We start from the raw sequence: 6400 nt of genomic DNA, 5'->3' as shown, positions 1-6400 counted from the left end.
ATACTTCTCTGGATAGGTAACAATTAATTAAAATGTTATATAACTAAATTATGAAATTATATATGAAAAAAATTATTCATATTAATTGGTATTATGTTATTGATACCAGTCATATTCGTAGTTTATTCAATCTATAGTCTGAGTAAAGAAGAAGTATACTATGGTATCGTAAAAAATAATGGACTAATTAAGAAGTTGGTTAGTGAAGATAAAGAAGTGGTATATGATTATCAGTTGCCAAACGATGGCCGAAATATTAAAAAGAATGATTGGATAAAAATTACATTTACTGAGCGAAGACGTACTATTTTGAAGCAAGAAATAGTTAAAGAAGATGAAGTTCCAAATATGATAAAAAGAGATTAAACAGTAGTGTTGTAAAATTTTTAATATCATAACTATTATAATCAAGTTTAGTTAGTATAAATATAGTAGGTTAAAGATTGGAGTTTAATGTATGAAGAATAATGTAAAAGGTATCAATCATGTGGGGCTTACGGTTCCAAATATTGATCAAGCAACTGAATTTTTCAAAAATGCATTTGGTGCGAAGATTGCGTATGATGGTTTGAGTTATGATGATGATCCAAGACAAGGTTCAGAAGTAGAAAGAATGTTGGGATTATCGCAAGGCAGTAAAATTATAAAACAACGAATGATTGTAATTGGCAATAGTGCAAACATTGAAATGTTTGAAATCAAAAGTAACTCGCAAAGTGAACCATTAAGGTTAGAAGATTTAGGATTTAATCATATTTCACTGTTTGTTGAGAATATGGATCAGGCAATTAATGATGCAGTGGAAGCAGGTGCTATGCCTTTATCAGAAAAACATGATAATTCAAAGTATGAGGATAGTACGAATAGTAGTAGTGTATATTTAAAGACGAGTTGGAAATTACTGATAGAACTACAATCAATTCCAAATGGATACTATTATCCAAAGTATAGTGAACAAGATGTATTTATACCCAAAGATTAATTAAAGATATTTAAATTTTACAGCTAAAACTTACTTATTTATAAGTAAGTTTTTTATATTTAATAAAGAGATATTCTTTCTTGAAAATATATGAATTGGCTCATAAATAGAAATTAGTATTATGTTCAATAATTACATTTTTTGTTTAACTATAATATTTTGTTCACAGAATGTTCACTTACGAAGCAAAATTTCAATAACTATACTGAATACATGTGATTAAGAAAGGATGATAATTTTGCCAACTACAAAAAAAGAGAGTTTACAGTTTGGCTTTATAATGTGTTTTGGTATGGTTCTTGTGATGACAATTTATAATCTATGTCTAAATGGATCAATTACAGAAATTACTTTTATTGAAGGACTTTACAACTTTGTAATAGCTTTTGTGATAGCTTTTATATTAGATATGTTTATTGTGGGACCTAATGCAAAAAAAGTAGCTCTGAAAATAACAGCTAACACTGATAAAGGAATATATAAAATATTATCAATTTCAGTTTGCATGGTCTTCGGCATGGCATTTTGTATGTCAATTTATGGTTTAGTTTCTGGTTATTTGCATAATGGTTTTAATTCAAATTCACCGATTATCGATTTTTTAACAGTATTTGGAAAAAATATAATTGTTGCATTACCGCTACAAATTATAGTTATGGGGCCATTAGTGCGTTATATATTTATGAATTTTATTAAAATAGACAAAATGAGAACAGAGCAATAAGGGCTATTGATCCGACTTGGTAACGTACTGTCTCCCAGCAGATAGTAGGATTGAGAGACTACAGGATCGAAACATACCTCAGGCAAGCTTGAATATTCAAAATCGTAAGACTTACTTAAAAAAAAGAGAGTTAATCTTTTAAAGATTAACTCTCTTTTTTTTAAGTATAGAGATTTAGTTTGTTCAAGGTCATGAAAATAATAATTTCCTTCTTTAGCGGTTTATTTAAGCAAATATCACAAGTATAAAACCAATTGCAAATACTAAAAGGTTTAAATTTTTATTTTTTATTAATTCACTTAATAGTACCATTGCAGCACCTACAATTAACAATGGTTTATCATAGGGTGGCCAACCGAAATATTGCATTACCATACGTACAACACCTTGTATAAGTAAGCATGTTAAGGCTACAATCGCAATTCTTCTAATCCATAATCCGAATTTATCCATATTCACCAACCTTTATTACAATTAATCTTTAATATATGATAACACTTTTCTTTATGAATAGAAGAAATTATCCAAAAGTAAAAATACTTATTAATAGAAACAAATAGTGTAAGTATAAGTTTATTCACATTAAAATTATATAAAAAAATACTAGAGTAATTAACTCTAGCGATAATATTGATTATAAGGGTTGCCTCTAGATAAATACTAGAGGCAGGTGTTATGTTATAGGCTTTTGACGAGCCTAAATTTAATATATACCATGACATATTGATATGCAACTTAATTTTTCACAATATAAAAAATGTTATTAAAACACGTTGTTAGTTTATGTCTATAAAAGCATATTTAATGATTGTTTTGCATTTAAACATCAATTTGACAGTATGTTATTATATTTATAAAATAACTAAAATATTAGGGGCTTATAAACATGACAAAGGAAAATGTCTTTTCTAATACAATAGATACATTATATGAAACATCTAGACTACTAAATGAATATGAGAGTAAGCCTAGAAAATACGGCACGGAAGATGACCTATATATGGTTGAAGCGCATATCATAAATCTAATTGGTGATAAAAAGCATATTAATATATCAGATATTGCAAAATACATGAATCGGACAAAAAGCGCTGCTTCCCAAAATATTTCTCGATTGGTTAAGAAAGGTCTGGTTGAAAAACGAAAAAGTACTAATAGTTCAAGAGAAGTTGTAATCATGTTGAGCTCAAAAGGGTACACTGTTTATCAATATCACAAGAATTTAGATAAAACTGAATATGAAGCGTATTTAGCTAAATTAGAGCATTTTTCAACGGATGATTTTGAAAAAATAGAACAATTTCTATCTATTGTTAATGATAATTTAATGTATTTATTAAAAAATAATAATGATAAATAATGTAACTAAAGTATTTTGACTAAATTAAACCACTCTTGCCCGCCATGAGTTGATTCTGATAAACCATGATTTATATAACCATATTTTTCATAGAAAGCAATTAATGTAGCTTTGCAAGTTAAAGTAACGCCTAGACGTTTATTTTTTTTAGCTATAAGATCAAGTTGATTTAATAATTTTCCAGCTAAACCTTGGTTCCTGTGAGACTCGGAAACGACAAGTCCTAAAACTGCAATATAACCACCTTCTGTTCTATTCTTATCAATATTTTCAAATAAATCGTCTGTAATATACATTTGATTTATTACAGGTCCATTGATATATCCAGCAATTTCTCCATTATTTTCAGCTTCTGCCACTATAAATGTATCATTGATAGTGTTGATTCTATCAATCAGTGCATTTTTAGTTGCAGCTTCATCAGGTGTAAAACCATTATTCTCGATAATTAATAAATCATTTAAGTCGCTATTCTTAACATTTCTAAATTTATACACTTCAATCCCTCGCAGTTCATTATTATAATCGAAAATAGTTTAGCACCTTAACTATTTATGGTCAATATATTTAAGAATTAGATTAGTGTATTAAAGTAATTATTAGTAAAGCTGAAAAAATAATTTTAGACGTCAATATAGTGAATTAGGGTTATATAATATTTGGCTAATATAACTTCTGAAGTCACGTCTTCGTCTGAAATCAGAATAAATACAGTTACAATTATTAAGTTTCAATAATAAATAATATTAAAATGTAACAATAATTTAATTAAAGAATTTGTTTTTATAAATGTTTTTAATTATAAAAAAATCGGTATTGATTAGATAAAAAAATTAGTGTAATATTTGTATATATCATTTCAGGAGTAGAAACACATGAAGAAAAAATTTATTATTATTACAATGTTGATTGGATTAATTTTTACTATTGTTCCTAATGAAAGCCATAATGCTAAAGCGAGTGTGCAGCACAATCCAGTTGTCTTTGTACATGGAATTGGTGGTGGAGCTAATAATTTTAGTAAAATTGAAAATTATCTCATCGCTAATGGCTGGGATAGACATCAGTTTTATGGTATCAATTTTCAAAATAAGGAAGGATATATTTCTAAAGATAGTCCTCAGTTAAAGCAATATATAGATCAAGTATTACAAGAATCTGGATCACAAAAAGTAGATATTGTAGCCCATAGTATGGGTGGTGCGACAACGCTAAACTACATAAAGAATTTAGGCGGCGGGAGTAAAGTGAATAATGTAGTAACTTTAGGTGGTGCCAATGGTTTAACAACTAATACGGCATATACCGGAACAGATCCTAGTCATAAAATTTTATATACTTCTATTTATAGTTCGGAAGACTGTGTTGTTGATTCGCATTTATCATATTTAGCAGGTGGAAAAAATGTGCAAGTATCTGGTGTAAGTCATATAGGTTTACTCAATAATTATAAAGTTAAAAAATATATAAAGCGGGCACTAGATGGTGGTAGTTATAATACTAATCTAAAAGTGGATAGTAAAAGCACAAAGAAAAGTATAATTTCCTTTTTTAATTTTATTAGTTTTAATATAAGCACACATTAAGAACCTAAGTCTGAAAAATTTTGATTTTGTATGTTCCATGCTATTGATTCTTGGAGGATGAATAAAGTAGTTAAAACTGTTAAAAATATTTTTAGCTAGCGTATTTTTACTTATATAGTCCACTATGTAAGTACCTAAATTTTTATAAATTATTAATGCTTGCTCGATAAATGATTAGGTACTATACAAACAATATTCATAAAAGCGTGAATCTTTTAATATAAAAGGATTCGCGTTTTTATTTTTTTAGCTACTATTAATAATTAATCGTTAATAAGCATTGAAAAACAATAAATATAATTAATAGTATTTTACAAATTATATTACATTAATATAAAAATAATTAAAATTAAATTCATATCAATGTAATACTTTAGAAAAATACATATGATATATTATTGTCGGATTGAAAATATTATATTATCTAAGAATTTATAATGTTTTTGTGGTTATTAATACATTTTAATTTCTAATTATGAAAGGAAAACGGATGACAAAATATATTTTGAAATTTTTCACATTTTTTATTTTTGCGATGACGATATTTTTCTTACACAATATACATACAGTATCTGCAGCAACAACGATGTCACATGATGAATCAATGAACTTTACTTCATCTCTTGAAGGTAAAGGATGGGATTATGATAATGAATACGGTTGGCAATGTTTCGATTTAGTTAATGAGCAATGGGATTATTTGTTCGGACATGGATTGAAAGGGGATTACGCTAAGGATATACCAAAAGAAAATAATTTTGATGGTGAAGCAACAGTTTATAAAAATACTTATGATTTTAAGGCTAAACCAGGGGATATTGTTGTGTTTAATGAAAATTATGGTAATGGAGCAGGGCATACTGCGATTGTTACAGATGCAAATTACGATGGCAATTACACAGAATTTGAATCACTAGATCAAAATTGGGAAGGCGGCGGAGCTGAAAAGAAAGAAGTTGCGCATAAAGTAGTTCATAATTATGAATCTGAAATGTGGTTTATTAGGCCACATTATAAAAAATAATAAAGTAATTAAATACGTAATATATAAAAAAGAACCAAGTGAAATAATATAATTTCACTTGGTTTTTTTGAAATAAAATAATTAATCATGTTTTAATATACCTAGAAGGGGTATTTTATGTATTGTATATTAAGCGTATTATATAATAATTTTAAATAAAGAAGGTGGGATATTTTGGTAAAAAAATTAATAACAATAGCTATCACTTCAGGACTACTATTAACAGCATGTTCAAATGATAATGAGCAAATGAATGATTCACAACACCAATCACATAACGATAATCAAAGTACTATCCCAGAAGATATGCAAAAATCAACAAATGGTAAATTCCAAAAAGGGGATAAGATTCAAATTATCACTGATCATATGTCAGGCATGAAAAATGCAAAAGGAATCGTTAAACAAGCTTATAAAACACATGTTTACGAAGTGAACTATAAACCTAAAAATGGAGATAAAGAAGTTAAAAATCATAAATGGGTGGTAAATGAGGAAATTGAAAATGCAAAGCAACATGGTTTTGAAAAAGGAGATTCAGTAAAACTTGAAGCAGATCACATGCCAGGTATGAAAGGTGCTATTGCAGAGATTGATAAAGTGAAAGATACAACCGTATATGTTGTAGATTATAAAAATACTAAGAATGATAAATGGGTGAAAAATCATAAATGGATGACTGATGAGGAATTAAAGGATAGATAGTATAATATATACTATTAAA

The 6400-nt window shown here is 27.5% G+C and carries 8 protein-coding genes and 1 pseudogene; 7 read left to right on the top strand and 2 right to left on the bottom strand.

Features of this window, described 5'->3' with window-relative positions; all coding sequences use genetic code 11:
• Positions 1-99 precede the first annotated feature (99 nt).
• The 3 genes from MHZ36_RS09395 (at position 100) to MHZ36_RS09385 (ending at position 1706) form a co-directional block, all read left to right on the top strand.
• Complete coding sequence (locus tag MHZ36_RS09395) at positions 100-366, top strand: hypothetical protein (RefSeq protein ID WP_239231225.1); 267 nt, start codon at positions 100-102, stop codon at positions 364-366.
• Positions 367-457: 91 nt separating this feature from the next.
• Entirely contained in the window at positions 458-982 is a 525-nt protein-coding gene (locus tag MHZ36_RS09390) for a VOC family protein (RefSeq protein ID WP_239231224.1), read from the top strand.
• Positions 983-1220: 238 nt separating this feature from the next.
• Entirely contained in the window at positions 1221-1706 is a 486-nt protein-coding gene (locus MHZ36_RS09385) for a DUF2798 domain-containing protein (RefSeq protein WP_239231223.1), read from the top strand.
• A gap of 225 nt (positions 1707-1931) precedes the next feature.
• On the opposite strand, the gene MHZ36_RS09380 is transcribed toward MHZ36_RS09385, so the two are convergent.
• Positions 1932-2159 (bottom strand): hypothetical protein, encoded by a 228-nt coding sequence (locus MHZ36_RS09380; protein ID WP_239231222.1) that lies wholly within the window; start codon positions 2157-2159, stop codon positions 1932-1934.
• Between the two features lie 433 nt (positions 2160-2592).
• On the opposite strand from MHZ36_RS09380, the gene MHZ36_RS09375 reads away from it, so the two are divergent.
• Positions 2593-3066, top strand: coding sequence for a MarR family winged helix-turn-helix transcriptional regulator (locus MHZ36_RS09375; protein WP_239231221.1), 474 nt, complete (start codon positions 2593-2595; stop codon positions 3064-3066).
• 5 nt (positions 3067-3071) lie between these two features.
• On the opposite strand, the gene MHZ36_RS09370 is transcribed toward MHZ36_RS09375, so the two are convergent.
• Entirely contained in the window at positions 3072-3563 is a 492-nt protein-coding gene (locus tag MHZ36_RS09370; RefSeq protein WP_239231220.1) for a GNAT family N-acetyltransferase, read from the bottom strand.
• Positions 3564-3941: 378 nt separating this feature from the next.
• Between MHZ36_RS09370 and MHZ36_RS09365 the strand changes: the two are divergent.
• The 3 genes and pseudogenes from MHZ36_RS09365 to MHZ36_RS09355 all read left to right on the top strand — a co-directional run.
• A pseudogene (locus tag MHZ36_RS09365) lies at positions 3942-4571 on the top strand (esterase/lipase family protein); the annotation flags it as partial.
• A gap of 571 nt (positions 4572-5142) precedes the next feature.
• Complete coding sequence (locus MHZ36_RS09360) at positions 5143-5676, top strand: CHAP domain-containing protein (protein WP_239231219.1); 534 nt, start codon at positions 5143-5145, stop codon at positions 5674-5676.
• Positions 5677-5850: 174 nt separating this feature from the next.
• Complete coding sequence (locus tag MHZ36_RS09355; RefSeq protein ID WP_239231218.1) at positions 5851-6381, top strand: YdhK family protein; 531 nt, start codon at positions 5851-5853, stop codon at positions 6379-6381.
• The last annotated feature ends 19 nt before the right edge of the window (positions 6382-6400 follow it).

It is taken from the genome of Staphylococcus sp. ACRSN, from assembly GCF_022346615.1.
Classification (GTDB): Bacteria; Bacillota; Bacilli; order Staphylococcales; family Staphylococcaceae; genus Staphylococcus.
Note: the sequence above shows the minus strand (reverse complement) of the source record. Positions and strands in the feature narration are given on the sequence as shown.